Below are 25,022 nucleotides of genomic sequence, written 5' to 3'. Positions count from 1 at the left end.
GACCATGAGCCTGCCCGCGCCCCTCCCCGACCCCCTCCTTCTGCGCCTCGAACAGCTGCTCGGCGATCCCGCACTGCCCGAGGCAATGCGCCTCGACGAAGCGCACGGCTATCTTTGCGCCGCGCTGTCGGGCCCGCGGCCAATCGCCGAGGAGCAATGGCTGAGCGAAGTGCTTGGCGATGCCCAGGCCGGCAGCGAAGACCTGCGCCGCGAGGCAGCCGACCTGCTGCGCCCTTTCGTCGCCGAACTGGAAAGCGAACTGGCGCGTGGCCAGGCACCGATCCTGCTGCTCTACGCCATCGACGGCGACGAAAGCGGTGCCGGCAACTACCTGCCCTGGTGCCAGGCCTACCTGCACGGCGTCGATGCGGCGGCGGAAGACTGGTTCGACGCCCTGGGAGCAGAAGAGGGCAAGGAAGACAGCGAGGAAATCTGCTACCTCGACGAGCAGCTCTTTCCGCTGTTCATGCTCACCGGCGACGCCGAGGCGGCCGCCCTCGCTGCTGGCGAGGACTGGCTGTCGGGCGAGGAACTCGAACACCTGCGGGCGGAATGCGAGGAGAAGCTGCCGCAGGCGGTGACCGAGATCTACCGCTTCTGGGTCGCCCAGCGGAGCATCAAGACCATCCGCCGCGAGACGCCAAAGGTCGGACGCAACGACCCCTGCCCTTGCGGCAGCGGCAAGAAATTCAAGAAATGCTGCGGCGCGTAGCGCTGCCGCCACCGCCGCGCCATCGTCAGCCTTCGCGATCGAAGCGGCACCCTGCCGGGCGCTCGTCCATGCGCGCCGAGAACAGGCTGGCGGCGACGATCAGCGCCCCACCCACCCAGTCGCGCGGCGCCAGCGCCTCGCCGGCGAGCAGCCAGGCGGCGACGGCGGCAAAGCCGATTTCGGTCAGCATGATGACCACCGCGCGGTTGGCGGCAACGCGCACCAGGCCAAACTGAACGATGACGTTGGCGACCACCAGCACGCAGCCGAGGCCGGCGACGAGCAGCCAGAGCGACGGCGCTGCCGGCAGGCGCAGGCTGCCGACGCCCACCAGCAGGAGCAGCGTGCCGGTGATCGCGACCCCGGCGAAAGCGGCCATGGCCTTGCTTTCGATGCTCAAGTGGCCGGCTCGCCGGGAGAGAACGTTGAACAGGGCAAACGAGAAGCCGGCGATCAGACCGAGCCAGTCGGCGTGATCCGGCGCTGCCGGCAGGCCAGCCTGCGGCTCCCAGAGCATGGTCGCGGCGCCGAGCAGCGACAGGGCGACGACGCCGGCGCCAGCGCGGCCGAGGCGCTCGCCGAGCAACAGGCGCGATAGCAGAACGGTCCACAAGGGCGCCAGGTAAAAGAGAAGCAGAACGCGCACGACTTCGCCGCTGAGCGTTGCCAGCACGTAGCCGAGGTTGCAGGCAGCGGCAGCCAGCGCCAGCCAGAGCAGCGTCCACGACGGCGCCCAGGCCAGCAGCGAACGGCGAAAAACCAGCCGGCCGAGGACGAAAGCGACGCCATAGGTCAGCGTCGAGGAAGCGATGCCGTCGACGCCGGCATCGCGCAGGAGGCGATAGGGGTACCAGATCACGCCCCAGATCAGCGCCCCGCCGAGCAGGGCGCCGATGGCCAGACGCTGCTCGCGAGCACCACTGCCGCCGGCTGTCTGCCGCGCCTTTCCTTTCACCGTCAGTCGATGCCCCTTATAATCGGCGGCACAATCCAGCGCCCCGTGACGAGAAGCCCACGCCTGTGAATCCCCACCTCAGCAAGCTGCAACCCTATCCCTTCGAGAAGCTCCGGCGACTCTTCGCCGACATCACGCCCAATCCGGAGCTGCGCGAAATCAGGCTGTCGATCGGCGAGCCGCAGCATGCCACGCCGGCCTTCATCAAGGAGGCATTGAGCGCCAACCTGGCCGGACTGGCCAGCTATCCTAGCACCCTCGGCAGCGTCGAACTGCGGCGCAGCCTGGCCGCCTGGCTGGGCCGTCGCTACGGCCTCATCGACCTCGACGCGGAAACGCAGGTGATGCCGGTGAACGGCTCGCGCGAGGCCTTGTTCGCTTTCGCCCAGACGGTCATCGACCACACGCGTGGCGACACGCCGCTGGTCGTCAGCCCCAACCCCTTCTACCAGATCTACGAGGGAGCAACGTATCTTGCCGGCGCCGAGCCGCGCTTTCTCAACACCCTGCCGGACGACGATTACGCCTTCGACTTCGCGAGCCTCGGCGCAGCCGAATGGCAGCGCGTGCAACTGTTCTATGTCTGCTCGCCAGGCAATCCGACCGGCAAGGTGCTCAGTCTCGACGACTGGCGACAGTTGTTCGCCCTCGCCGACCGCTACGACTTCGTCATCGCCTCGGACGAATGCTACTCGGAGATTTTCTTTGACGAGACGCAGCCGCCGCTCGGCTGCCTGCAGGCAGCACGCCTGCTCGGTCGCGGCTACGAGCGCCTGGTCATGTTCTCCAGCCTGTCCAAGCGCTCCAATGTTCCCGGCATGCGCTCGGGCTTCGTCGCCGGCGACGCGGCGATCCTCAAGGCCTTCCTGCTCTACCGCACCTATCACGGCAGCGCGATGAATCCGGCGGTCCAGGCGGCGAGCGTTGCGGCCTGGAACGACGAGGCGCATGTCGTCGAAAACCGTCGCCAGTACCGCGAGAAATTCGCCGCCGTGACGCCGCGCCTGGCCGAAGTGCTGGATACCGCGCTGCCCGACGCCGGCTTCTATCTCTGGGCGAGGACGCCGATCGACGACGGCGAGTTCGCCCGCGGACTGCTCGCTGACTATAATGTGGTCCTTCTGCCCGGAAGCGCCCTGGCACGGAGCGCACGCGGAATCAACCCGGGCGCCGGTTTCGTGCGCATCGCGCTGGTCGCGCCACTCGCCGATTGCGTCGAAGCTGCCGAACGAATCCATTCATTCGCTTCAAAACTCTAGGGAAACTGCCATGCAGGCAATCCAGCAAGTCATCGACGAGGCGTGGGAAAACCGCGCCGCGCTGCAACCCGGTAACGCCGACGAGAGCATCCGCCAGAGCGTCGCCGCCGTCCTCAAGCAACTCGACGAGGGCGGCCTGCGCGTTGCCGAGAAGATCGACGGCGAGTGGGTGACGCACCAATGGATCAAGAAAGCCGTCCTGCTCTCCTTCCGCCTGACCGACAACAGCGTGATCGAAGCCGGTCCGCTGCGCTATTTCGACAAGGTGCCGAGCAAGTTCGCCGACTACGACCGCGAGAAGTTCGCCAGTGGCGGCTTCCGTGTCGTGCCGCCGGCGACCGCGCGTCGCGGCTCGTTCATCGCCAGGAATGTCGTTCTGATGCCGTCGTACGTCAATATCGGCGCCTACGTCGACGAAGGAACGATGGTCGACACCTGGGCCACGGTCGGCTCCTGTGCGCAGATCGGCAAGAACGTGCATCTTTCCGGTGGCGTCGGCATCGGCGGCGTCCTCGAACCGTTGCAGAGCAATCCGACGATCATCGAGGACAACTGCTTTGTCGGCGCCCGCTCGGAAGTCGTCGAGGGAGTCATCGTCGGCGAAGGTTCGGTGATCTCGATGGGCGTTTTCATTGGCCAGTCGACGAAGATCCTCGACCGCGAAACCGGCGAGGTCAGCTATGGCCGCGTGCCGCCGGGATCGGTCGTGGTGTCCGGCAGCATGCCGGGCAAGGGCGGCAGCTACAGCCTCTACTGTGCGGTGATCGTGAAGAAGGTCGACGCCCAGACGCGCGCCAAGACGAGCATCAACGATCTGCTGCGCAGCGACTGAGCGCGCCCGCGCCGTGCCCTGAAGCGATGGTGGAAAAACCCATGCTCCTCGACAAGCTTTTTCAAGTGATGGCCGACCGGCAGGCGTCGGATATCTTCATCTCCGCCGGTGCGCCGATCCACATCAAGATTCAAGGCGTAACGGTACCGGTCAATCAGCAGAAGATGGAACCGGCGATGATCGACAAGATCGCGCTCGAGCTGATGAGCCCGGAGCAGGCCCACACCTTCGAAGCGACCAAGGAGATGAACCTCTCGGTCGGCGTCCCCAAGCTTGGCAACTTCCGCATCAACCTGTTTCGCCAGCGCGGCTCGATCTCGATCGTCGTGCGTTACATCCTCGGCAACATCCCGGCGCTCGATTCGCTGCTCCTGCCGCCGGTGCTTGCCGACCTGGTCATGGAAAGGCGCGGCCTGATCCTCATCGTCGGTTCGACGGGTTCGGGAAAATCGACCACCATTGCGTCCATGCTCGATCATCGCAACAGCAATTGCGCGGGCCACATCCTGACCATCGAGGATCCGATCGAGTACCTGTTCAGGCACAAGAAGTCGATCGTCAATCAGCGCGAAATCGGCATGGATACGCTGGGCTGGAACAACGCTCTGAAAAGCGCCATGCGGCAGGCACCGGACTGCATCCTGATCGGCGAAATACGCGACAAGGAAACGATGCAGGCAGCGATTGCCTACGCCCAGACAGGCCACCTCTGCCTCGGCACGCTGCACGCCAACAACAGCTACCACGCCCTCAACCGGATGATCAACTTCTTCCCGCTCGATAGCCGCAGCTCGTTGTACATGGACCTCTCGGTCAGTCTCAAGGCCATCGTCTCGCAGCGCCTGGTGAAAAGAAAGGAAGGCAAACTGGCACCCGCGGTCGAGGTGCTCCTGAACAGCTATCACGTCCAGGAACTGGTCGAGCGCGGCGACATCCCGGCCCTCAAGGAGGCCATGGAGCAGAGCCTCGCGCCCGGCTCGCAAACTTTCGAGCAGGCGCTCTTCCGACTCTACCGGGCCGACGTGATCACCCTCGAGGAAGCGTTGAACAATGCCGACTCGCCGACCAACCTGTCCTGGCTGATCAACAACTACGAGGCGCCACCGGCGCCGCGCAGCGACGAAAAGCGCAACATCGCATCGTACGAGCTATCGACGAGCGACCCCGGCAGCGCCTCCTTCAAGGAGTTCTCTCTCAGTCTCAACGATGCCGACGAGCAGCCCTAGGCGCGGGCGCGAAATGGGCAATGAGCAGAGCCCCGACCGGGGCGACGACGGCACGCCGGCAGTCGCCGACGAGGACGAGGCGACGCTCGACCTCGCCGAGCAACTCATCGCCTGCCGCTCGGTGACCCCCGACGACGCCGGTTGCCTGCCGATCATCGCCCGCCGCCTCGAAGCGATCGGCTTCAGCTGCGAGTTCATCAACCGCGGCCAGGTGAGCAATCTCTGGGCGCGTCGCGGCCGCAGCAGGCCGCTGCTCTGCCTCGCCGGCCATACCGACGTCGTCCCCAGCGGTCCGCTCGAACAATGGCATAGCGACCCTTTCTTGCCCTTGCGCAAGGATGGCGTGCTCTACGGGCGCGGCGCCGCCGACATGAAGGCGTCGCTGGCGGCCTTCGTGACCGCCGCCGAAGCCTTCGTCGCCGCCAACCCCGCGCACGGCGGCTCGATCGCCTTCCTGCTCACTTCCGACGAGGAAGGCGACGCCATCGACGGCACCGTCGCCGTCACCGAGGCCTTGCGCCAGCGTGGCGAGGCCATCGACTACTGCATCGTCGGCGAACCGACGTCGGTCGATACGCTCGGCGACACGATCAAGAACGGGCGGCGCGGATCGCTGTCCGGGAAACTGACCGTCAACGGCGTGCAGGGGCACATCGCCTACCCGCATCTGGCGAAAAACCCCATCCATCTGGCCGCGCCGGCGATTGCCGAGCTGACCCGGACCATCTGGGATCAGGGCAACGAATTCTTCCCGCCGACGACCTGGCAAATCTCGAACATCCACGGCGGCACCGGCGCCAGCAACGTCATTCCGGGCAGCGTCGATATCCAGTTCAATTTCCGCTTTGGAACGGCCAGCGCGCCCGAGGAGCTGCAGGCGAGAACCTGCGCGCTGCTGGACCGCCACGAGCTGAGCTACGAGCTGGCGTGGAACCTGAGCGGCAAGCCCTTCCTGACCGGCCACGGCGCGCTGATCGACGCGTCGCTGCAGGCGATTTGCGCCGAGACCGGCGTAAAGGCCGAGCTGTCGACCAGTGGCGGCACGTCGGACGGCCGTTTCATCGCCGAGATCTGCACGCAGGTGATCGAAATCGGACCGCTCAACGCCAGCATTCACAAGGTCAACGAAGGCGTCGAAATCGCCGCCCTGCCACGACTCGCCGCCATCTACCGCCGCATTCTCGAAAGCCTGCTGCCGAGCCATGTTTGAACAGGCGCAAAACGACCTTCTGACCCTGCGCGACCTGCTGCGCTTTGCCGTCAGCCGCTTCAACGCCGCCGGACTGTCCTTCGGGCACGGTGCCGACAACGCCTGGGACGAAGCGGCCTATCTGCTGCTGCACCGCCTGCACCTGCCGCTCGACCGGCTCGACCCTTTCCTCGACGCGCGCCTGACCGGCGACGAGCGTGCCGCCGTGCTGCGCATCATCGAGCGCCGCATCGACGAACGCCTGCCGGCAGCCTACCTGACCAACGAGGCCTGGCTGGCCGGGTATCGCTTCTACGTCGATGAACGGGTCATCGTGCCGCGCTCGTTCATCGCCGAGTTGCTGTGCGAGCAACTGGCGCCGTGGATCGAAGACCCCGACGGCGTGACGTCGGTTCTCGACCTGTGCACCGGCTCGGGCTGCCTGGCGATCTTCGCCGCGCACGCCTTCCCGAAGGCACGTGTGGACGCCATCGACATCTCGCCGGACGCGCTGGCGGTCGCTGCGCGCAACGTCGCCGACTACCACCTGGCGGAGCGTATTCGGCTGATCGAGAGCGACGTCTTCGCCGCACTCGGCAAGGAGCGCTACGACCTGATCGTCAGCAACCCGCCCTACGTCAAGGCCGAATCGATGCGCAGCCTGCCCGCCGAATACCGACGCGAGCCCGAACTGGCCCTGGCCAGCGGCGACGACGGGCTCGAGCTGACCCGTGCCATCCTGGCCGCGGCACGCCAACGACTCCGGCCGAACGGCCTGCTGGTGGTCGAGATCGGCCACAACCGGGAAGAACTCGAAGCCGCTTTCCCGGATACCGCCTTTACCTGGCTGGACACCACGGCCGGCGACCAGTACGTCTTCCTGCTGTCTCGCGAAGAGTTGCCCTGAGCGGGCGACGCACTCGTCGGCGCGCCGGCTGATGATCATTGCCGGACAAGCCGGCAGAAAAGGAGCCCCCGATGAACAGCGAAACTGCGCAGCGAATCCACCGCCAGGACTACACACCCCCGCCCTTCCTCGTCGACAGCGTCGAACTGGACGTGCATTTCAACGCTGGCGAGGTCCTGGTCAGCAGTCAGCTGCAACTGCGGCGCAACCCAGCGGCGGCGGCCCAGCCAGCGCCGCTGCAACTCGATGGCCAGGGGCTGGAAACGATCTCGCTGGCCATCGACGGCACGCCTCTTGGCGCCGACGACTACCGCTGCACGAGCTCGACGCTGACCATCGACAATCCGCCGGACGCGCTGACGCTGACCACACAGGTGCGCATCGACCCCGACAACAACAGCAGCCTCTCCGGGCTTTATCGCTCGAAAGACGGCTATTTCACGCAGTGCGAGGCGCAGGGATTCCGCCGCATCACCTGGTTCCCCGATCGTCCCGACATCATGTCGCGCTACCAGGTCACCCTGCACGCCGACAAGGCCAGCCTGCCCGTGCTGCTCGCCAACGGCAATCCGGCCGGCAGTGGCGACCAAGGAAACGGCCGGCACTGGGCAAAATGGGAAGACCCCTTCGCCAAGCCCTGCTATCTCTTTGCGCTGGTCGCCGCGCGCCTCGACGTGCTGCGCGACGAATTCACCACCAGCAGCGGGCGCAGCGTCCAGCTTGCCGTATTCGTCGAGCCCGGCAAGCTCGACCAGTGCGCGCACGCCGTCGACGCACTCCAGCGTGCGATGCGCTGGGACGAGGAAGTCTTCGGCCTGGAATGCGATCTCGACCACTACATGATCGTCGCCGTCGGCGACTTCAACATGGGGGCGATGGAAAACAAGGGCCTGAACGTTTTCAACACCAAGTACGTCCTGGCGCGCGCCGACACGGCCACCGACGCCGACTACCAGAACATCGACCGCGTCGTCGCGCACGAGTACTTCCACAACTGGACCGGCAACCGCGTCACCTGTCGCGACTGGTTCCAGCTGTCGCTGAAGGAAGGGCTGACCGTCTATCGCGACCAGGAATTCGGCGCCGACATGCACAGTCGCGCGGTCACCCGCATTCGCGAAGTGCGCGCCCTGCGCGCCATGCAGTTCCCCGAGGACGCCGGCCCGATGGCGCATCCGGTGCGCCCCGACTCGTATATCGAGATCAACAACTTCTACACCAGCACCGTTTATGACAAGGGCGCCGAAGTGGTGCGGATGATCGAAACGCTGATCGGCAAGGAGGCTTTCCGGCGCGGCATGGACCTCTACTTCGAGCGCCATGACGGCCAGGCCGTCACCTGCGACGACTTCGTCGCGGCGATGGCCGACGCTTCCGGCGTCGACCTGACGCAGTTCAAGCGCTGGTACGACCAGGCCGGCACGCCGCACGTCTGGGCCAGCGGCCACTACGACGAGCAGGCACGCACCTACACCCTGACGCTGTCGCAATCGCTGCTGGCGAGCGCCACTGCGGCGAACGCCGAACCGCTTCAGAGCCCGCTGCAGACGCCGTTTCACATCCCGGTGGCCGTCGGCCTCAACGGCGCCCACGGCGAAGACATGCCGCTGATGATCGCCGGCGAAGGCAGCGCCGCGGGCAGCGGCCGAACGACGCGCGTCCTGTCATTGACCGAGTTCGAGCAGCAGTTCGTCTTCGAAGAACTGCCCGCCGCCCCCGTCGTTTCACTGCTGCGCGACTTCTCGGCGCCGGTCATTCTCGACTTCTCCTGGAGCGACGAAGAGCTCGCTCACCTCCTGGCCCACGACAGCGACCCGTTCAACCGCTGGGAAGCCGGGCAACGCCTGGCCAGCCGCCTGATCCTGGCGGCCGCCGAGGACCTCTCGGTCGGCCGCCCAGCCTACTGGCCGCAGAGCTTCGTCGAAGCCGCCGCACGCCTGCTCGAACACGCCAGCGACGACCCCGCTTTCGCTGCCGAAGCGCTGACCCTGCCCGGCGAAGCGACGCTGGCCGAAGAGATGACCGTCGTCGACCCGAGCGCACTTCACGACGCCCGCAACGGTCTGCGCCGCTTCGTTGCCGAACAACTGGGCAGCGCGCTGCTGCACTGCTACACGACACACGCCGACGACGCCCCGTACCAGGCGACGCCGGCTGCCGCCGGCCGGCGCGCGCTGCGCAACGTCTGTCTGAGCTACCTCGGCGAGCTGCACAGCGACGAGTCACGCGCCCTGGCCATGCGCCAGTTCGAGTCGGCCGACAACATGACCGACCAGTTCGCCGCGCTGGCCACTCTGGCGCAGGATGACTGCCAGGAACGCGTGCTGGCGCTGGCCAGTTTCTACGAGCGCTGGCACGACGAAGCGCTGGTGGTCGACAAATGGTTGTCGGTGCAGGCGGCGAGCCACCTTCCCGACACCCTTGCGGTGGTCAGGGGGCTGCTCGAGCACCCGGCTTTCGACCTGCGCAATCCGAACAAGGTCTACGCGCTGCTCAACACCTTCGGCAACAACCATGTCCGTTTTCACGCCGCCGACGGCAGCGGCTACCACTTCCTCGCCACGCAGATCGGCGAGCTCGACCGTCTCAACCCGCAGGTCGCAGCGCGTCTGGCACGCCGCTTCGATCGCTGGCGGAAGTTCGACGAGCCGCGCCAGCAACAGGCCAGCTTCGCCCTCGAAAAACTGCATTCGCTCGCAGGCCTGTCGCCCGACGTACGCGAGATCGTCGGGCGGGCCCTGGAGCAGTAGGCCGGCATCGCACGCCGCGCCGGCAAAGCGAACGCGCCCGACAGCCGACCCGGGAATCGGCAAGATAGTGCTTGAGCGAGGCCGGACGCCTCTGTATAATTCGCCGCTTCAGTAGGGCAAGGCGCCCGTAGCTCAGTTGGATAGAGTACTTGGCTACGAACCAAGGGGTCGGGCGTTCGAATCGCTCCGGGCGCGCCACAGAATCAAGCAAAAGGGCCAATCTCGGATTGGCCCTTTTGCTTTCCATGGTGCTGGAGTACAAGACGGACAAAATGACAGTCAATCCCGTGCCACGTCGCCAACGCTCTGGTTCCAGGTCTCCGCTGCCAAGGGTAGTACATTCAGCTCGGCACGGGCTTCCCGCCACGTCGGGAAATGCTGGTCGAGCAGCGCCACGAAGCGCTCGCTATGCGTCGGCTCGACCAGATGCAGCATTTCATGCACGACAACGTATTCAAGCAGGTCCCTGGGCTTCTTCACCAGCTCGGAATTCAGCCGAATGCTTCCCGCCCTGTGGTTACAGCTACCCCACTTCGTCTTCATGCGCTGCAGAAAGTAGCCGGAAGCCTTCACGCCAAGGATGTCCGGCAGATGGTTGAAGATCACGATCGCCTCGGTTTTGGTCAAGGCGTTCGCGCTGGCCGCATCGCCGCAGAAATAGTGCAGGAACTGCTCCACCTGATGCGGCAGCGTCACCGGCTCGCCACCAGTCGGGACTTCGCAGGTGCAGCGTCTCGTGCGCTTTCCCGACGCCGATCTGCACCGGCCCCCCATAGCGCAATATGGAACATATACATCCCAGCCACCGCAGGCGTTGCGCGCTGCTGTCGGGCTTGCTGAAAGTCTCGTCGGGAAGGCGGCAACACGCCAGCCCGCTCGTCATTGCGAGGAGGCGCAGCCGACGCGGCAATCCAGTTCCATCCTCTTACAATTTTCCACCGCATCGACCACGCGAAGCGCAAGACCTCTGGATTGCCGCGTCGGCTGCGCCTCCTCGCAATGACGGTATGTGGGGCATGAGCGCCAGGGGTGGCGTCGGCAGCCGTTTCCAGCTTTTGCAGGGCGGCGGCAATGTGGGCGGGGGAATAGCTACGCGCCGCGAGATTGTCATGCAACAGCGCAAGCTCGATGGCGCGGTTATTCTCGCGTCTGGCCCATTCGCCGAGGTAGCGGTAAGCCAGCGAATCGGCGCGCGTCCTGTCGGTGAACAGGTCGATCACGCGCTTCTGCGTCGTACGTTCGGAACGGGAAGTTTCAGGCATGGATTAGTCGGCCCGGTCAAGCGCTGCTGGAATGAATCCCTCGGCCGACAAGGCACGAACGATACCGCGCAGCAAATAGCTGTTGCTGAACCCCAGGGTGTACTGCCGCGCCCCTTCCTTGATCGGCATCAACATCTTGCGCTCGACCAGTTTCCTGATCTGGTAGGTTCGCTGCGCCATCGATAGGCCCGGCATCGCCACCGACAGATCGGCCGCCTTGGCGATGCCGCTCCTGGCGCCGATGAGCAGGACGCGTTCTTCCGTTGCCGTAATCAGCTCGCGTTCGCGTGCGTAGGCAATGGCCGGCAGCAGCACCTTGTCGCCCAGATAGCCAACATCGGTCAGCCGATCCACCTTGCGCAACTCGTCGAGGATTCCCTGCAAGACATAGACGCACCATGTCTCCAGCCCGCGTGGCGTGCCGCTGTCGGCGCTGGCCAGCATGGCGTAATAACGGTCCCGATCGTTGCAAAAGACCGCGGTGGGGTTCAGCACGCGCCCACCGGCCTTGACGTTGAAACCGTACTTGATCAGCAAGGCATAGGTCAGCAGACGCACGACCCGGCCATTGCCGTTGCCGAACGGGTGTATCCAGCCAAAGCGATGGTGCGCCAGCGCCACCTTGATCAGGTCGTACTTCGGCGGATGGTTCTCGTTGACGAAGGCCGCCAGCGCCTGCATGTACTCCGGCAGCTGGATGAACTCGGGCGGCAGGTGCGCCGACTGCGCGATGCGCACCGGATGCCGACGATACGCCCCCGGCGTGGCGTCGCCCTCGCGATCGAGCTGACCGACTGTGATGGCGTGCAATTCGCGGATGAAGTGTTCGCTCAGGTGAGCGTTCGGTTGAACGCTCTCCTCGATGTAGCCCATCGCCGCCTCGATGTTCTCCATTTCCCGCAGCTGATCGGACGGCGCCAGGCGGGCGCCTTCCAGCTTGCTTTCCACGTAATCGGCCAGGGTGGTGTGGTTTCCCTCGATACGGGCCGACCCCAGGCTTTCGAGCATGTGAAAAATGTGCTTGAGCTGAAAGAAGATCGGCGCCGGCGTCGTGCCCTGAAGCTGCAAGCGACGCAGATGCTCCAGCTCGGTCAACACATCCACCAGCGGCGAGTCGAACGCCGGGTTGAGCAAAGTCAAATCGTGATGAACGAAGGCAGGCATCGCGTCATTGTAGAACGGCTGAAGAACTATCTGTAATTGACTGCAATTATTACAATCAAACCATCGCTTTAGAGCACCACACCCGGAAATTTATCTTTAGTCGGCAAGCAAAGGATGTTGACGGCAGGGGGCCGTCGAAGTCAAAACACAAGGCAGCCGGGCGGCGACGGTCGGGTCATCAAGTGAACTCGACGCGCTCAGAGCAGCCGCGTCCTGCCGGTCAGCAGCTCCTGCATCATCGCCTGCTTGAGGGCGCGGGTCTTGTCGCGGCGTGCCGTAAGCAGAGATAGTTCGGCGTCCATGTCGGAGAGGACGGCGGCGATGGCGGTTTGTTCGGGCAGCGACGGCAGCGTAACCATGATGCTGGACAGTGCGGCCGCACTGATATGCACGACCGCATCACCCTGCCCTTTGCTCGCCTTCTGCGCAACAACGGGAGCTGTGTTGCAGAAGTACCCCATGAACATCGAGTTCGCGCCAGCAGGTCGAAGAATCACGGTGTCGCCGCCTGCATACGCCTCACAGTTATCAACGAATGCAACGCACTTACCGATCTCCTCCTTGGTTTCGCCGGAGCCAGCAAACAACAAGTCTCCTTGTTTCAATAGCGTAGCAGTTGCCGCGACCTCGACAGAAATCCAGGAGTTGAACTGCTTGATGTAGTCGTTGGACGAAGCCGCTACGCGGAGGAAAGCGCGGTGCTGTCGTCGTGCTGAAGTCAAGATGTGACCTCGCCCCTCATCCGAGAGATGTTCATGACGAATGCGAGGTTACCGCAAGATGAAAGACATGTCCGCTGTCGCAACGACGAATTTTGACACGAACTACGAGCTGCACCAGAAGCACCTGAAGCTCAAGGGCTTGCAGCCGAAGACGATCGAGGCATATTCACGCGCCATCCGCCGGGTGGGAGGCTATTTCACTCACGAGATCGACGATCTGAGCGAGGCCGACCTGATCGATTACTTCACCGACCTGCGTGAGACGCACTCCTGGAGTTCGGTCAAGCTCGATCTGTACGGTCTCAAGTTCTACTACGAGCACGTGCTGAAGAAACCCTGGGTGGCGCCCGGCCTGATCAAGCCGCCGCGCTCACAGCGCCTGCCAGACATCGTCACGGTCGAGGAGACCGAGCGCATTTTTCTGGCCACGCAGGTGCTCAGTTACCGCGTTTTCTTCTTCACCCTCTACAGTCTCGGCCTGCGCCTGGGCGAAGGGTTACGGCTGACGGTCGCCGACATCGATGCGGCGCGCGAGCGCGTGCATATCCGCGACGCTAAGGGCAACAAAGATCGCCTGGTGCCGCTGCCGAAGGCCACCTACCAACTCCTGCGTCGTTTCTGGCAGCGTCACCGTCATCCCGTCCTGCTGTTTCCCAATCGCCACGGCGGCTTGGCGCGCGTGCGCACTGCCAAGACGCCGCTCGACCGCAGCGGCGTCCAGAAAGCACTGAAGGCGGTGGTCGAATCCTGCGGTCTAAAAAAACATTTCGCCACACAGCTTGCGTCACTATGTCGCGTTCCGAACTATGCCGATCAATGCAGCTGGTTGCGCCTCAAGCACGTAACCAGCTGCCTTTCGAGCACCACATGGCATTTTCGGTCGGCATAGTCTTGATCGTCGCGGACTATAGCCCCTTGAGGAAAGCCAACAGTTGATCATCGGGATGGTAGCGGCCGGCTTTGCTACCGGGAGGTGCCGCCTTGGCCAAAGCCTGCTCTTTCATGGCCAGATTCGCGTCGAGGTAGATCTGCGTGGTCTCGACCGATTCATGACCAAGCAACAACGCGATCAGGGAACGATCCACCCCGGCCTGCAACAATTCCATGGCCGCGGTATGACGCAGCACATGCGGTGTCACCCGCTTGTGCATCAAAGACGGGCACGTCTTGGCGGCAATCACGACATACTTGGCAAGGAGATATTCGACCCCGTCCGAACTCAGGCGAGTTCCACGGGCGCTGGGAAACACGATGGCATCAGCGCTGTCTGGAACCTCGCACAGCCACGCTTTCAGAACGGCTGCCGTTTCCCTGGTCAGCGGCGTGGCGCGTTCCTTTCGCCCCTTGCCAAGCACTCTGACATGAGCACCCGTGCCCAGAAACACCGCATTTCGGCACATGCCGGTCAGCTCGGAAAGGCGCAGCCCGCATTGAACGGCGACCAGGAGAATGGCGTGATCGCGACGTCCCGAGCACGTACGCTGATCGGGGGCGGCCAGCAAGGCTTCGATTTCCGGTCGAGTCAGGAAGCCGACCTGACGGCGCGTAAATCGCTGACTGGGAATGGCGAGCACTCGCTGGATCTGGGCCGCGTGCTCCGGCACCTCGAAGGACGCGTAGCGAAAGAAGGAGCGGATCGCGGTGAGTCGCAAATTGCGGCTGCGAGCAGTGCTGCCGCGGTTCTTCTCCAGGTCCTCCAGGAATTCAGCAATCAACGGGGCGTCGATCTGCTCGAATGCCAATTGATTGGGTGGCTGACCGAGCTTTGCTTGCACAAACCGCAGCAGCAGGCGGAAGGTGTCCCGGTAGGAGCCAATCGTATGCGGGCTGGCCCGACGTTGCTGCATCAGCCGCCGCGTGAAGAAGCCCTGCAATAGCGCGGGGAAACTGACCGTCACGTTCATGGCTGTTCCTCCCAGCGTTGTTCGAGACGCGCCATCGCCTGCCCCATCAATTCCGGAGAAGCGCTGAGATACCAGTAAGTGTCGGCGACATGGACATGTCCGAGGTAGGTCGACAGGACCGGCAAGCGTCGCTCGACGTCCTCGCCCGAGCGGTACCATTGCAACAGTGTCTCAACCGCAAAGCGATGCCGATAATTCCGGTCTCGGAATTAACGTCATAACTCCGAGACCGGGATTATTCCGAGGGCGGTGCCATACGGCGCCGCGCCGTCGGAGTTGAATGGGCGATCAGGCAGCGAAATCCTCGGAATTATCAGAGGCTCTTCAGGAAGTCCATTACATGGTCGCTTGGCCGGAAGCGGGGTGTCGGGAGCTTTTTGGCAGTCGTATGGGCGAGCGCGCGTTCCTTGAGCTGCATGTCTGCATGAAGGTAGATCGACGTGGTTTCGGGCGATTCATGCCCGAGCCAAAGAGCGATCATGGTCTGGTCGGCACCGTTGTGAAGTAGGTCCATCGCCAGCGTGTGCCTCAGCACATGGGGGGTTACCCGCTTGCCTGCCAACGATGGGCACTGTCGACCTGCGGCGATGAGATGCTTGTCCAGCATGTATTGCAGCGCATCGTGACTCAATGCAGTTCCGCGCGTAGTCGGAAAGACCGGCTCGCAAGGCTGGCCTTGGCGCTCGCGCAACCAGCTGCGTATCACGCGAACGGTGTCTTTACGCAGCGGCGTGCACCGATGCTTGCGGCCCTTACCCTCGCATCGCACGTGTGCACCGGCTCCGAGCACGATGTCCTCGCAGCGAAGGCCGGTGAGTTCCGCGGCGCGCAGCCCCGTCTGGATGGCCAGCATCATGAGCGCCCGATCACGGCGCCCTGACCAGCTCGTGAGGTCAGGCGCGGCAAGCAACGCGTCGACTTCGACCGACGTCAGAAAGGCGATCGGGCAGCGCGAATAGCGCTTGCTCGGCATGGCCAACACGCGCTGCGCCACTGCGCTGTGCTCCGGTGCATGCAGTGCCACGTAGCGGAAGAACGAATGAATGGCAGCGAGGCGAACGTTGCGGCTGCGGGCGCTGTTCTTGCGCTCACGCTCAATGTGATCGAGAAAAGCGCCGAGCAGCGGCGTGTCGAGTTCTGGCACCGTCAAATTCGAGGGCGCCTTGCGCAGGCGTTGTTGCGCAAACTGCATGAGCAAACGAAAGGTGTCGCGATAGCTCGCAATAGTGTGAGGGCTCGCCTGACGTTGCTGCATGAGCCGATCCATGAAGAACCCCTGCAGCAGGGACGGCAGCGTACTGATGGCGGTCATGGCCGCTGTCCTTGCTTGGAGCGCTCCACGCGTTGCAGGGCGTAGTGCAGCAACTTCGGCGTGGCGGTCAAATACCAGTAGGTGTCCGTGATATGGGCGTGCCCGAGATAGGTCGACAGCTGCGGCAGGTGCCGCTCGACGTCGACGCCGCGCTGATACCACCGGAGGAGCGTGTTGATGGCCAGTCGATGACGTAGATCATGTAAACGAGGTCCTCTGGAATCGCCAGCGCCGCGCAGGCCGATCTCATGCGACAACTTGACGAAGGTCCAACGCACGCACCAATCCGTCAGCCGGGTTCCGCGGTCCGAGACAAAGAAGCTCGGCGTTTCGGGATCGTGGCACCAACGATCCCGTCGCGCGGCGTAGCGTTGCAATGCACGTTGCGTGGTGGGGTGCACCGGCACGTAGCGCGACTTCCCGAATTTCGTGTCGCGAATCGTCAGCACTCCGTTGACGAGATCGACGTCATCGCGGTCGAGCCGCAAGGGCTCATTGGCCCGCAGACCGGCGGCCACGTACAGGCCGAACAGCGTGGCGAATGTATGAGGCCGCAGACCCGTAGCAGACGGTAGGCGTCGTGCTGCCTCGAGCAGGCGCGTGATCTCCTCGTCGCGATACAGGTAAGGTTCGGGACGGTGGTACCGGTGGGGAAGCAAGTCCGACGGTGGCACGATGGTGCGCGGATCGCTCGCGCTGCAATATAGCGCGAAGCGACGCACCATCCCAAGGCGGTTAGCCCATTGGGCGGGCTGCGCAGCGGCGGGCTGTGTTGCCCAATTCAATGCGAGCTCGGAGGTGATGTGGGTGGCACCCTCGCGCTCGGCGAATTCGACAAAGCGTTGCAGCAAGCGCCCGGCCAAGCGTAGCTTGTACCCAAGGGCGCGATGAACCGCGAGGTACTCATCGAGTGCAGCTTGCAACTTGCTCATGACGCACCTCCCGGCCACGCCAGGGCAATGCCACGCAGGGCCGCGATGTCCACCTTGGCATAGATCTGTGTCGTCGTTGGCTGCTGGTGACGCAGCAGCTGTCCAATCTCGCCCAGGGACGCGCCTCGGTGAAGCAGGTTGGTTGCAAGGGAGTGCCGCAGTAGGTGAGCCCCCTTGAACTCGGGGTTCAACCCAGCGCGCTGGAGGGCGCGCCGAACAATGCAACAAACGGCCACGGGGCCCGCAAGACCCTGCAGGGGAGCCTTCATCCGGATGAATACGCGACGCGTCGCACAAGCGGGGCGGACCTCACACAAATAGCACGCCAATGCCGCGCCAACGTCCTCGGGCAGCGGCAAACGTTCCAGCCGTTGGCCCTTGCCGCGCACGACAATCTCACCGCGCTCCCAGTCGAGATCCTCCAAGGTCATGGCCAGCACCTCGCCGCCACGCAATCCAAGCCGGGCCAGGAGCAACAGGATCGCGTAGTCGCGCTTGCCCGTCGGGGTGCTGCGATCGCAGCACGCGAGCAATTGTTCCACCTGCTTGGGAGGTAGCGACTTGGGCAGATGCGACAGTCTCCAGCTGGCCACTCCTGGAAGCGTGCGGGCCAGGTCGGTCTGGATAGCGCCACGCTGCAGCAAAAAGCGCAAGAACGAGCGCAGCGCGGTGATGACTCTCTTGCCATGGCTACGACTGATACGCAGGAGCTCGCGAAGAATGAAGCCGTGCAAATCCTGTGGTCGCAATAGTTCGAGGTGCAACGCCTCGCGCCCAAACCGCTCATCGAGGAAGCGCCGCACGATGGGCAAGTAGGAGATCAGTGTTGACCGTGACAGACCTCGCTCGGAGTGGAGGAACTCCTCGAAATCGCCCGTGAGGCAGGCGGCCGGAGTTCTATCAATCCTCTGTGCAGCCGCCGCGATTTCGTCACTGCCGCGCAGATACTCGAGAAGCTGCTGACCGGTGGCCGAATCGCCTCGCCACTTCTTCTCCCCGTGGCGAAGGGTTGCCAAGAACTGCGTCAGCCGATCCTCATCAAGCGCTGCCAGAGTCAGCCGACGCCGCTCGAGCCAGCGGCTGAGATCGGCCAGCACATTACACTTTGCGCGAACCGTGGTCTGCGCGTACCCCTTGCGCGAAAGTTGCGCTGCAAAGCCCTCGACGTGGGGTGCCAGCGGGCCAGTGCAAGGCTGTCCATCGGGTGCTGTTGTCGCACCGTGGCGAGTGAGCGTCATCGTCTGTCTCCTTGAAGATCCGGGAAGATTCCCAGTTGGAGACGACAATCGAATAATGCCGAGAAATCAAGCGCCGCTTCCGGCGCAAGTCGAGCAACAACTCGATGTATTGAAAACTACCGACACCGCCCTCGGAATAATCCCGGTCTCGGAGTTATGCCGAAAGTCATGCAGGCGCGGCCCGTGACTGGCCGTCTCACCGCGCAGGCCTATCTGGCGTGACAGCTTGTAGAAGGTGCGGTGAATATCGCCGATGTCCAGATGATTTCCTCGGCTGGTGATGAAGAAGTACGAGGAAGCGGGGTGATCTGCGACGAAGCGTTCTCGGCGTGCTTGGTACTGCGCCAACACCGTTTGGGTCGACGGATGAATCGGCACCAGACGGGATTTCCCGAACTTCGTGCCGCGAACCGTCAACAAGCCCTCCTGCAAATCGACATCGTCGATCTGCAAGCGAATGGCCTCACCAATCCTCAAGCCAGCGACACTGAGCAAGCCGAACAGACAGTGAAACGTCCAGGGGCGCAAGCCATCGCCAGGCGGAAGGTCCAGAGCACCACGAAGCAGGCGCGCGACTTCCTCGTCTGAGTACAGGTACGGTCGTGCTCGGCGGGGGCGATACGGCAGTAGCTCCGGCGGCGGAATCTCGGTTTGTGGGTCGCTCGCCTGATAGTGACGGGCAAAACTGCGTACATGGCCAAGACGCTGTGCACAGGTTGACGGCTCAGCGGATGGATTCTGCTGTGCCCATTCGAGAGCGAGCGGTATCGTGACGTGCGCGGCGCCTCGCTCCTCAAGAAACGCGGCAAACTTCGCCAGACAGATTCCGGCATCGCGCAGTTTGAATCCCAAGCTACGTCGCAAGGCCAGGTAATCCTCAATTGCTTGTGCCAGTGGGCTCATTGCGCACCTCCCGGCCACGGCAGGGCCAAAGGACGCAACAAATCCAGATCGACCTTGGCGTAGATCATCGTGGTTTGCGGGTTGCGGTGGCGCAGGATCTCACCGATCTCGGTCAGCGACGCCCCTTGCCGGAGCATCCGGGTCGCTACCGAATGGCGCAGCAGATGCGCGCCCTTGTGGGCGGGATTCAGGCCGGCGTTATCCAGTGCGCGACGAACGATGGTGCCAATCGCTGCCGAACTCAGAAATCCGCGGTACGGCGCGCGCATGCGGATGAACACCCGTCTGGAGGAGCAAGCGGGACGCGAGTGATGCAGATACTCAGCCAATGCCGCGCCGACATCCTGAGGAATCGGTAGTCGGTCCGTACGCGTCTCGCTGGACCGAATAGAAATCTCTCCCGCTTCCCAATCGAGATCCTCGAACAGCAGGGCGACCACTTCGCCGGCACGCAGCCCCAACCGAGCGAGCAAGAGCAGAATGGCCCAATTGCGGCGGCCAAGCGCCGTTTCTCGATCACAGTGGGACAGGAGGCATTCCACTTCGTCCGATGACAGTCCCTTCGGCAACGACGCCATCGACCAAATGGCCACCGTCGGAACGATCGATCGCAGATCAATCGTGATGAGGCCTCGGTACCGCGCGTATTGCAGAAATGCGCGTACGGCCGTCGTCACCAGCTTGGCGCGCTTGGGGCAATGGAGGCGAGCCGCTTCCCGCTGGACAAAGCCCACCACATCGGCCGCCCGCAAATCCTCGAGCCGCGGTTCGCCATTGGCAAAGCAGTGAACGAGCAGGCGCGTAGTGAATTCCAGGTAGGTGACCACCGTCGCCGGCGCCAATCCGCGTTCTTGTTCCAGATAGCATCGGAATTCCTGCGCCAACCGTTCGGCCGGCGTGCGCTCCCTTTCCGGCTCTTGGGCTACGATGCCTTGCTCGACCAGAAGGGCGAACAGTCGTCGCAGGATCGCCGAATCACCCGACCTGCGGTGCCGGTGGCTTGATCGGCAATCCAGATAGCGTTCAAGGTGTTTCGTGGTCAGTTGCGGGACAACGATTCCGCGCTCACTCAACCAGTGACCGAGATCGGCCACGACTTGCAGCGCATAACGGCTCGAAGCCCGGGCGTATCCTTCGGCGCTCAATTGCTTGGCAAACACGTCGACATACGCACCGAACAAGCCTTCTCGCATGCGGACCGGCGTATGCGGATCTTTGTAGAACTGTTCCATTACGATCTCCTTCCATAGGGGCGTATTGCCCCGGAAGGAGATCAGACTATGCCGAGCATACCGGTGCTCATCGACCAGCCTTGGCAGGGTCGAGACTCAAACTCGGAATAGTTCGGAACGCGGCATAGTGCCTCCTATGCCGAGCTCGGCATAGGCAACACGCCTATGCCACGCACCTCGTCGAGGCGGGCGTCGAGCTCACCGAGGTTCAGAGAGTTCTCGGCCATCACTCGATTCTCACGACGGTTCGCTACACCCATCTGACGGATCAGACCAAGCATCACGCGATCGAGCGCATCAACGCGCTGATGGACCGCTATTCGCTGGCCAAGGGGACGCCGCGATGATCCGCCTCGGCTCTGTCATCGCCCAATTCGAAGCGGACTTCATGACGCAATTTCGCCACCGACTAAGCTTCGATCAGCTTCGGGCGCTCTCCGCGATGCGCGATTGCCGCGGACCGGCCAGCCCGATGATGCAGCTCCAGTGCGAAGGCTGCGATCAGCAAAAACTCGTTCCGCATTCCTGCGGCCATCGCCTTTGCCCCCACTGCCAGCACCACGAGAGCCAGCAATGGCTGGAACGTCAGATGCTGCGCCTCGTCCCGGCCGACTACTTTCTGCTGACCTTCACCCTGCCGGCCGAATTGCGTGGGCTCGCTGCGGCCCACGCCGAGGTCGTCTTCGATTGCTTGATTCGCTGTGCCTGGGAAACGGTGCACCGCTTCAGTCAGAACGACCGGCAGCTGCAGGGGAAGCCGGGGGCGATCGCGGTCCTGCACACGCACTCGCGTCGGCTCGACTTCCACCCGCATGTCCATTTGGTTGTTCCTGTGGCAGCCGTTGATGCGGCGAAGCAGCGCTGGCGACGCAAGCGTCGCGGCAAGAACGGCACCTACCTGTTCAACGAGAAGGCGATGGCCAAGGTCTTCCGGGCAAAAATGCTGGCGGCGATCGAGGCGGCCGGGATTTGCCTGCCGGCGCGCTATCCACGGGAATGGGTGGCGCACTGCCAATCGGTGGGCAGTGGCGAGAAGGCCTTGATCTACCTCGGTCGTTACCTCTACCGCGGCATCATCCGTGAACCGGACCTCCCCGCCTGCGAGAACGGCCGGGTGAGCTTCCGCTATCGCAACGCGACGACCGGCAAGGTGGAAAAACGCTCGCTCGCCGGCGCCGATTTCCTCTGGCTGCTTCTCCAGCACGTGCTGCCCAAGGGGTTTCGTCGCGCGCGCAACTTCGGCTTCCTGCACGCCAATTGCAAGCGGCTGATCGGCTTGCTGCATCGCTTGCTGAAGTTCGATCCCAGCCGCTTCACGCCACCGCGCAAGGAGCGGCCAGCGATGCTTTGCTCGTGCTGTGGTGCCCTGATGGCGATCGTCAGGACGCGGATTCGATCGACATCGCCCGCCGTCGTCGCTGCGCCATCGCTCGTCGGAGTTGCCATCTGATCATGTAGTCACCATCACAGCGCTATCCGGACGCGTGCGGGATTTCAGTTTCCCCAAGCTGAGTGACACGGCTGCCCGGAACTCAGTGGCCGAGACGCCGAAACGGCCGGATTTGCGCGATCTTCGCTGACGGCGCCGCAGCGCGCGACAACTTCCCGCTCCCGGCCCTCCGGCGTTCATGCCTGTGGGGTAAATCCAAAAAAGATATTTGCAGAGGGGGCGCTCAGCGCTCCGGCCCGGGCTCGTCCAACAAACGGATCAGATCGTGGCTTCGCACGATCTATCCTTATTCGTTAGGCGCCGCAGAGCGCGCCTGCGTCTCGATCTGGCGTTTCGATAGCTGTTGGCCTATGCTCAATGCTCGGCCCCAAGAGTGCACGCCGATTTGGCGGGACCGTTGCCGGAAAGAGCGAAAGGACGTCATCATGTTGACCAACGCGGCTGTCACGACGATGTTGCCTGTTATCGATATGGCGCGAGCGCGAGCCTTTTATGAGGGAAGCCTGGGGCTGAAGCCGGAGGGATTCAAGCCAGACGGCAAGTTTGTTTACTCCGTCGGTGGCAGCACTCTTGCCTTGTTTCCGAAGCCAGAGGGCACGAAGGCCGACCACACAGCGATCAGCTTCAGAGTCGCCGACATTGCCGCCAGCATCGCCGAATTGAAGACAGCAGGCGTGCGCTTCGAGGACTACGACTTCCCCGGACTCAAGACCGTCGACCACGTCTGTGTGCTGGGCGCTGAAAAGGCGGCTTGGTTCAAGGATTCGGAGGGGAACTACCTCTGCATTCATGAAGACATTCCTCAAGGGTGAATTGCGACGCCTGACTTGTAAATTCACGTCCTCACCGTCCGTTCCTGGCCGAGACGGGACAAGGCGCAAGCTCCTGCACTTCTTGCCGCAAGCATCACCGTTCGCGAAAGTCATGCCGCCGTCAGAATGAAATCCACATGCACCGCATCGTAAGGAAAACGAAATCCGGCCTCGTCTCGCTCGATCAGCCCCGCGGCCAGCAATGAATGCACGTCTGTATGCACACCGCGCACGTCGCGCGCCACACGCCGGGCAATTTCCCGCAATGCGAGCGGCCCGGCACCCGTCATCACCTTGAGGATGTCCCAACGCAGCGGCGTCAGCGTGCGCCATAGCGCCCGCTCATCGACAAAGCCGATAAAAGGCGCGGCGCGCTCGCCGGTGGTCATTGCGCGCATGAAACGGGCATTGATCTCTGCGCGCGACGCAACGCCGATGGTTACGGTGTTTGTCATGTCACTTTCTCCAATCATCGACGGCGGTCCAGAAGTCCGCCAAAATCTGTTCCAGCGAGGTAAACAGGTAGGGAGACTCCGCTTCGCCACGGTGGACGTGGTCGCCCTTGCCGGCCTCGTTGTCAAAGCGAAGCACGCACACCCCATCCACCACGTAGGCCAGGCTGTATTTCAGATCGTGCGTGCTGCCGGGCACCTCGCTTGGCACCCCGAATACACGCACAGCGACGAAAGCATCGTCCCCTTGCGGGTAGCGGTCATCGAGGATCAGCACGGCTGGCATGTTGTAAATGCTAACAACAGCAATAGGCGTTGTAAATGAACGCAACAGGTGGCGATCTCCGGCTACAGTATGCCGTCAACGTTTTCGGAACCTCTGCCCGGTTGGCGGCTGGAACTACCGGCCGTTTCCACCGCAATCCCCGTCACCGCAGCGTCACCCGAAACTGCCGCCCCAATAATTCCCGGTTCAGCTCCACCGTACCCGCCGTCTCGTCGAGCACCAGTACCGCGGCTTGATCGACGTTGAGCACGCGCTTGGCGGCATTGACAAAGCCGCTGATGCGCATCGCGGGCATGCCAAGGCGCTGCGCGAGCGCTGTTTTGGAAAGCTTTCCACCACGAGCCGCCAATGCCTCGAGCAGTGAGCGCACGTCGGGATCGGCCGGTGCCACCCGCGCTGCCAGCGCCTTCTGCGCCGTGTAGGCGGGCGACGCCTGAAGAGCGTCGATCCAGTGCACTTCGGGATCGACTGCCGCACCAGGTAGCGCCCCACCGAACAGATCGATCTGCGGTGTGGGCGCAGCCGGCGGTTTCGCTTTCGGCGGCTTCTTGGGGAGCGCCGGCGTTTCAGCACCTCCTGCCGGCAATGGCGCCTCCAGCGGCGCCCACCAGTCCGGCTGTGATGCCGCCGCCACCTGCCAGCCCCTCAGCACGATGTTGCGCGGCGTGAAGATGCTCAGTGGCACGACCACCTCCTGCGCGGAGACGCCGCCGTGGTAGCCGTTCTTCTTGGCCCCGTGGCGAACGCCTTCCGACCAGGTGCATACCACCGCGTTACCGGACGCCGTTTTCACACGGCGCCCTCGAAAGCCAGCTCGCTCACGTCCGGCGTACCCGACGGCAGGTGCCGTACTGGATGAGGTCCTGCAGCTGCTTGCCACAGCCGTCGAGCACGTCCGACAGCCGCAGGCCTTGCCCGATGCGCAGCTTTTCGGCGAGATCGAGCACCGAGCTTGCCGGTGGCTGGCCGGAGAAGACGTGATAGGTGATCGCACCCAGGCTGAAGGCATCCAGGCTGGGGCCTTGCTGCGTCTCTGATTGCGAGGTTTCCGGAGCCAGATAGACCAGGCCGGGGTCCTCGACATACTCCTCGACGTGCATGGTGCCACCGACCGTACGGCGCGCTGGATCGATGGTGCCGCTGCTCTGCGTGCCCTCTCGTGCACCCGTCTGCCAGTTCATGATGCGCGGCCGTGGCGTTGCGCCGGCAAGGTCCTGAAACAGGACGCTCGCGCAGCAGGAAGTCGAGCCGGATTGCCTTGGGGTCGTGATCGAAGATGAGCGCCGGGCCGAGTTCGGTGTCCTGGTAGTCCTTGACCTTGACGATACCGGGGTGGTCGATCCCTTCGAGGATCTGGAACTCTCGCTGCGCCTGGCGAACCAGCGACTTGCGCGCATCGGGCGTGGTGGCGGCAGCGACCGTGTAGATGCGAACGCGCCGGCGTACAGCCGCCATCGCGGTGTGCGTGCCCTCCCAATCCTGGTAGGAGCCGCCTTCCGACAACAGCGCGCCGAGCTGGTAGT

25 protein-coding genes, 1 tRNA gene and 2 pseudogenes are annotated in these 25,022 nt (G+C 63.5%); 12 read left to right on the top strand and 16 right to left on the bottom strand.

Annotation, left to right across the window (positions count from 1 at the left end):
* Positions 1 to 4: 4 nt before the first annotated feature.
* Complete coding sequence (locus tag QZ613_RS01795; RefSeq protein WP_043569945.1) at positions 5 to 712, top strand: UPF0149 family protein; 708 nt, start codon at positions 5 to 7, stop codon at positions 710 to 712.
* 25 nt (positions 713 to 737) lie between these two features.
* Here QZ613_RS01795 and QZ613_RS01790 read toward each other — a convergent pair whose 3' ends face one another.
* Positions 738 to 1,667, bottom strand: coding sequence for a DMT family transporter (locus QZ613_RS01790; protein ID WP_291868007.1), 930 nt, complete (start codon positions 1,665 to 1,667; stop codon positions 738 to 740).
* A gap of 65 nt (positions 1,668 to 1,732) precedes the next feature.
* Here QZ613_RS01790 and dapC point away from each other — a divergent pair, with 65 nt between their 5' ends.
* From dapC to QZ613_RS01755, 7 genes are all read left to right on the top strand, one after another.
* Positions 1,733 to 2,926 carry a succinyldiaminopimelate transaminase gene (gene dapC, locus QZ613_RS01785; RefSeq protein ID WP_043569943.1) on the top strand — a complete coding sequence of 398 codons (1,194 nt, stop codon included), beginning with the start codon at positions 1,733 to 1,735 and terminating at the stop codon, positions 2,924 to 2,926.
* 10 nt (positions 2,927 to 2,936) lie between these two features.
* A complete protein-coding gene (dapD, locus tag QZ613_RS01780; RefSeq protein ID WP_043569941.1) occupies positions 2,937 to 3,758 on the top strand; it encodes a 2,3,4,5-tetrahydropyridine-2,6-dicarboxylate N-succinyltransferase in 822 nt (273 codons plus the stop codon).
* A 41-nt stretch (positions 3,759 to 3,799) separates the two neighbouring features.
* Positions 3,800 to 4,984 carry a PilT/PilU family type 4a pilus ATPase gene (locus tag QZ613_RS01775; protein ID WP_043569939.1) on the top strand — a complete coding sequence of 395 codons (1,185 nt, stop codon included), beginning with the start codon at positions 3,800 to 3,802 and terminating at the stop codon, positions 4,982 to 4,984.
* A gap of 13 nt (positions 4,985 to 4,997) precedes the next feature.
* Positions 4,998 to 6,194, top strand: a complete 1,197-nt coding sequence (gene dapE / locus QZ613_RS01770) for a succinyl-diaminopimelate desuccinylase (protein WP_291868001.1) — start codon at positions 4,998 to 5,000, stop codon at positions 6,192 to 6,194.
* Positions 6,187 to 7,080 carry a 50S ribosomal protein L3 N(5)-glutamine methyltransferase gene (gene prmB, locus QZ613_RS01765; protein WP_291981332.1) on the top strand — a complete coding sequence of 298 codons (894 nt, stop codon included), beginning with the start codon at positions 6,187 to 6,189 and terminating at the stop codon, positions 7,078 to 7,080. Before dapE ends, prmB begins: the two co-directional genes overlap by 8 nt.
* A gap of 71 nt (positions 7,081 to 7,151) precedes the next feature.
* A complete protein-coding gene (gene pepN / locus QZ613_RS01760; protein WP_291864611.1) occupies positions 7,152 to 9,830 on the top strand; it encodes an aminopeptidase N in 2,679 nt (892 codons plus the stop codon).
* Between the two features lie 121 nt (positions 9,831 to 9,951).
* Positions 9,952 to 10,028, top strand: a tRNA-Arg gene (locus QZ613_RS01755).
* Positions 10,029 to 10,109: 81 nt separating this feature from the next.
* Here QZ613_RS01755 and QZ613_RS01750 read toward each other — a convergent pair.
* From QZ613_RS01750 to QZ613_RS01735, 4 genes are all read right to left on the bottom strand, one after another.
* A complete protein-coding gene (locus QZ613_RS01750) occupies positions 10,110 to 10,604 on the bottom strand; it encodes a M48 family metallopeptidase (protein WP_291865030.1) in 495 nt (164 codons plus the stop codon).
* Positions 10,523 to 11,050 carry a hypothetical protein gene (locus QZ613_RS21025; RefSeq protein WP_363319781.1) on the bottom strand — a complete coding sequence of 176 codons (528 nt, stop codon included), beginning with the start codon at positions 11,048 to 11,050 and terminating at the stop codon, positions 10,523 to 10,525. Before QZ613_RS21025 ends, QZ613_RS01750 begins: the two co-directional genes overlap by 82 nt.
* A 45-nt stretch (positions 11,051 to 11,095) precedes the next feature.
* On the bottom strand, positions 11,096 to 12,256 hold the full coding sequence (locus tag QZ613_RS01740; RefSeq protein WP_291865027.1) for a Fic family protein: 1,161 nt from the start codon (positions 12,254 to 12,256) through the stop codon (positions 11,096 to 11,098).
* Between the two features lie 197 nt (positions 12,257 to 12,453).
* A complete protein-coding gene (locus QZ613_RS01735; protein WP_291865024.1) occupies positions 12,454 to 12,978 on the bottom strand; it encodes a restriction endonuclease subunit S in 525 nt (174 codons plus the stop codon).
* Between the two features lie 67 nt (positions 12,979 to 13,045).
* Between QZ613_RS01735 and QZ613_RS01730 the strand changes: the two genes are divergently transcribed.
* Complete coding sequence (locus QZ613_RS01730; RefSeq protein WP_291865020.1) at positions 13,046 to 13,867, top strand: site-specific integrase; 822 nt, start codon at positions 13,046 to 13,048, stop codon at positions 13,865 to 13,867.
* Positions 13,868 to 13,883: 16 nt separating this feature from the next.
* On the opposite strand, the gene QZ613_RS01725 is transcribed toward QZ613_RS01730, so the two are convergent.
* The 7 genes and pseudogenes from QZ613_RS01725 to QZ613_RS01695 all read right to left on the bottom strand — a co-directional run bounded on the left by QZ613_RS01725 (position 13,884) and on the right by QZ613_RS01695 (position 20,499).
* Positions 13,884 to 14,882, bottom strand: coding sequence for a site-specific integrase (locus tag QZ613_RS01725; protein WP_291865017.1), 999 nt, complete (start codon positions 14,880 to 14,882; stop codon positions 13,884 to 13,886).
* A pseudogene (locus tag QZ613_RS01720) lies at positions 14,879 to 15,079 on the bottom strand (integrase); the annotation flags it as partial. The gene QZ613_RS01725 and the pseudogene QZ613_RS01720, both read right to left, overlap by 4 nt.
* A 116-nt stretch (positions 15,080 to 15,195) precedes the next feature.
* Positions 15,196 to 16,194 (bottom strand): tyrosine-type recombinase/integrase, encoded by a 999-nt coding sequence (locus tag QZ613_RS01715; RefSeq protein ID WP_043565948.1) that lies wholly within the window; start codon positions 16,192 to 16,194, stop codon positions 15,196 to 15,198.
* The gene (locus tag QZ613_RS01710) at positions 16,191 to 17,126 is read right to left on the bottom strand and encodes a tyrosine-type recombinase/integrase (RefSeq protein ID WP_043565945.1); all 936 of its coding nucleotides are present in this window, start codon (positions 17,124 to 17,126) and stop codon (positions 16,191 to 16,193) included. The genes QZ613_RS01715 and QZ613_RS01710 overlap by 4 nt, the downstream gene beginning before the upstream one ends.
* Positions 17,123 to 18,364: a site-specific integrase gene (locus tag QZ613_RS01705; protein ID WP_043565942.1), complete on the bottom strand. Its 1,242-nt coding sequence runs from the start codon at positions 18,362 to 18,364 to the stop codon at positions 17,123 to 17,125. Before QZ613_RS01705 ends, QZ613_RS01710 begins: the two co-directional genes overlap by 4 nt.
* 66 nt (positions 18,365 to 18,430) lie before the next feature.
* Positions 18,431 to 19,267 (bottom strand): tyrosine-type recombinase/integrase, encoded by an 837-nt coding sequence (locus QZ613_RS01700; RefSeq protein ID WP_291981330.1) that lies wholly within the window; start codon positions 19,265 to 19,267, stop codon positions 18,431 to 18,433.
* Positions 19,264 to 20,499 carry a site-specific integrase gene (locus QZ613_RS01695; protein ID WP_291981328.1) on the bottom strand — a complete coding sequence of 412 codons (1,236 nt, stop codon included), beginning with the start codon at positions 20,497 to 20,499 and terminating at the stop codon, positions 19,264 to 19,266. The genes QZ613_RS01700 and QZ613_RS01695 overlap by 4 nt, the downstream gene beginning before the upstream one ends.
* Positions 20,500 to 20,669: 170 nt before the next feature.
* Between QZ613_RS01695 and QZ613_RS01690 the strand changes: the two are divergent.
* The 3 genes and pseudogenes from QZ613_RS01690 to QZ613_RS01680 form a co-directional block, all read left to right on the top strand.
* Positions 20,670 to 20,846 (top strand): annotated as a pseudogene (locus QZ613_RS01690) (tyrosine-type recombinase/integrase); the annotation flags it as partial.
* Positions 20,843 to 21,949, top strand: coding sequence for a transposase (locus QZ613_RS01685; protein WP_291981325.1), 1,107 nt, complete (start codon positions 20,843 to 20,845; stop codon positions 21,947 to 21,949). The pseudogene QZ613_RS01690 and the gene QZ613_RS01685, both read left to right, overlap by 4 nt.
* 425 nt (positions 21,950 to 22,374) lie before the next feature.
* A complete protein-coding gene (locus QZ613_RS01680) occupies positions 22,375 to 22,761 on the top strand; it encodes a VOC family protein (protein WP_291903935.1) in 387 nt (128 codons plus the stop codon).
* A gap of 110 nt (positions 22,762 to 22,871) precedes the next feature.
* Here QZ613_RS01680 and QZ613_RS01675 read toward each other — a convergent pair whose 3' ends face one another.
* From QZ613_RS01675 to QZ613_RS01660, 4 genes are all read right to left on the bottom strand, one after another.
* Positions 22,872 to 23,234, bottom strand: coding sequence for a transcriptional regulator (locus tag QZ613_RS01675; protein WP_291981323.1), 363 nt, complete (start codon positions 23,232 to 23,234; stop codon positions 22,872 to 22,874).
* Positions 23,218 to 23,499: a DUF6516 family protein gene (locus tag QZ613_RS01670; RefSeq protein ID WP_291981321.1), complete on the bottom strand. Its 282-nt coding sequence runs from the start codon at positions 23,497 to 23,499 to the stop codon at positions 23,218 to 23,220. Before QZ613_RS01670 ends, QZ613_RS01675 begins: the two co-directional genes overlap by 17 nt.
* Before the next feature lie 142 nt (positions 23,500 to 23,641).
* On the bottom strand, positions 23,642 to 24,184 hold the full coding sequence (locus tag QZ613_RS01665; protein ID WP_291981319.1) for a hypothetical protein: 543 nt from the start codon (positions 24,182 to 24,184) through the stop codon (positions 23,642 to 23,644).
* 133 nt (positions 24,185 to 24,317) lie between these two features.
* On the bottom strand, positions 24,318 to 24,680 hold the full coding sequence (locus QZ613_RS01660; protein WP_291981317.1) for a hypothetical protein: 363 nt from the start codon (positions 24,678 to 24,680) through the stop codon (positions 24,318 to 24,320).
* Positions 24,681 to 25,022: the final 342 nt, after the last annotated feature.

It is taken from the genome of Candidatus Accumulibacter sp. ACC005, assembly GCF_907163215.1.
Classification (GTDB): Bacteria; Pseudomonadota; Gammaproteobacteria; order Burkholderiales; family Rhodocyclaceae; genus Accumulibacter; species Accumulibacter regalis.
The sequence above is the reverse complement of the archived record's forward strand: the minus strand, read 5'-3'. Positions and strand labels throughout refer to the sequence as shown.

Bases quoted from the DNA above. Each gene is read 5' to 3' on its own strand.
- QZ613_RS01685 (WP_291981325.1), top strand. From the start codon at position 20,843: ATGATCCGCCTCGGCTCTGTCATCGCCCAATTCGAAGCGGACTTCATG.
- QZ613_RS01700 (WP_291981330.1), bottom strand. From the start codon at position 19,267: ATGAGCCCACTGGCACAAGCAATTGAGGATTACCTGGCCTTGCGACGT.
- QZ613_RS01675 (WP_291981323.1), bottom strand. From the start codon at position 23,234: ATGATTGGAGAAAGTGACATGACAAACACCGTAACCATCGGCGTTGCG.
- QZ613_RS01715 (WP_043565948.1), bottom strand. From the start codon at position 16,194: ATGACCGCCATCAGTACGCTGCCGTCCCTGCTGCAGGGGTTCTTCATG.
- QZ613_RS01775 (WP_043569939.1), top strand. From the start codon at position 3,800: ATGCTCCTCGACAAGCTTTTTCAAGTGATGGCCGACCGGCAGGCGTCG.
- QZ613_RS01710 (WP_043565945.1), bottom strand. From the start codon at position 17,126: ATGAGCAAGTTGCAAGCTGCACTCGATGAGTACCTCGCGGTTCATCGC.
- QZ613_RS01670 (WP_291981321.1), bottom strand. From the start codon at position 23,499: ATGCCAGCCGTGCTGATCCTCGATGACCGCTACCCGCAAGGGGACGAT.
- dapE (WP_291868001.1), top strand. From the start codon at position 4,998: ATGGGCAATGAGCAGAGCCCCGACCGGGGCGACGACGGCACGCCGGCA.
- QZ613_RS01660 (WP_291981317.1), bottom strand. From the start codon at position 24,680: ATGAACTGGCAGACGGGTGCACGAGAGGGCACGCAGAGCAGCGGCACC.
- pepN (WP_291864611.1), top strand. From the start codon at position 7,152: ATGAACAGCGAAACTGCGCAGCGAATCCACCGCCAGGACTACACACCC.
- dapD (WP_043569941.1), top strand. From the start codon at position 2,937: ATGCAGGCAATCCAGCAAGTCATCGACGAGGCGTGGGAAAACCGCGCC.
- prmB (WP_291981332.1), top strand. From the start codon at position 6,187: ATGTTTGAACAGGCGCAAAACGACCTTCTGACCCTGCGCGACCTGCTG.
- QZ613_RS01730 (WP_291865020.1), top strand. From the start codon at position 13,046: ATGTCCGCTGTCGCAACGACGAATTTTGACACGAACTACGAGCTGCAC.
- QZ613_RS01795 (WP_043569945.1), top strand. From the start codon at position 5: ATGAGCCTGCCCGCGCCCCTCCCCGACCCCCTCCTTCTGCGCCTCGAA.
- QZ613_RS01705 (WP_043565942.1), bottom strand. From the start codon at position 18,364: ATGACGCTCACTCGCCACGGTGCGACAACAGCACCCGATGGACAGCCT.
- QZ613_RS01695 (WP_291981328.1), bottom strand. From the start codon at position 20,499: ATGGAACAGTTCTACAAAGATCCGCATACGCCGGTCCGCATGCGAGAA.
- QZ613_RS01680 (WP_291903935.1), top strand. From the start codon at position 22,375: ATGTTGACCAACGCGGCTGTCACGACGATGTTGCCTGTTATCGATATG.
- QZ613_RS01740 (WP_291865027.1), bottom strand. From the start codon at position 12,256: ATGCCTGCCTTCGTTCATCACGATTTGACTTTGCTCAACCCGGCGTTC.
- QZ613_RS01750 (WP_291865030.1), bottom strand. From the start codon at position 10,604: ATGGGGGGCCGGTGCAGATCGGCGTCGGGAAAGCGCACGAGACGCTGC.
- QZ613_RS01725 (WP_291865017.1), bottom strand. From the start codon at position 14,882: ATGAACGTGACGGTCAGTTTCCCCGCGCTATTGCAGGGCTTCTTCACG.